Below are 596 nucleotides of genomic sequence, written 5' to 3' on the forward strand. Positions count from 1 at the left end.
AAAGCTAACCACTATACCTACGGTTATCGTAAGATTACAGCATTGATTAATCAATGTTATACATCACCAATTAATCATAAGAGAGTACAGAGAATGATGCAGAAGCATCATTTGAACTGCCGAGTTAGACCTAAAAAGACGACAAGAATAGGTAAACCGTATTATAAAACGGACAATTTATTACAAAGACAATTTAAAGCGAGTTGTCCAATGGAAGTATTAACAACCGATATTACTTATTTACCATTTGGCCATTCTATGTTGTATTTATCTTCGATAATGGATATTTATAACGGAGAAATTGTGGCGTATAAAATAGATGATAAACAAGACCAAAGTTTAGTTAATGATACATTAAATCAAATCGATATACCTGAGGGTTGTATATTACATAGTGATCAAGGCAGCGTTTATACATCTTATGCTTATTATCAATTGTGCGAAGAAAAAGGCATTATCAGAAGTATGTCCCGAAAGGGAACACCTGCCGATAACGCCCCGATAGAAAGTTTCCATTCCTCGCTAAAGTCTGAAACTTTTTACATCAATAATGAGCTTAATCGCTCTAATCATATTGTAATAGATATTGTCGAAAA

Annotated in this window: 1 protein-coding gene; it reads left to right on the forward strand. The window is 33.2% G+C overall.

Annotation, left to right across the window (positions count from 1 at the left end; genetic code table 11):
- On the forward strand, nt 1-596 hold a 596-nt coding region (locus tag L284_RS47215; RefSeq protein ID WP_152524619.1), incomplete at both ends, for an IS3 family transposase.

Origin of the sequence: Novosphingobium lindaniclasticum LE124 (genome assembly GCF_000445125.1) — a bacterium.
GTDB classification, from domain to species: Bacteria; Pseudomonadota; Alphaproteobacteria; order Sphingomonadales; family Sphingomonadaceae; genus Novosphingobium; species Novosphingobium lindaniclasticum.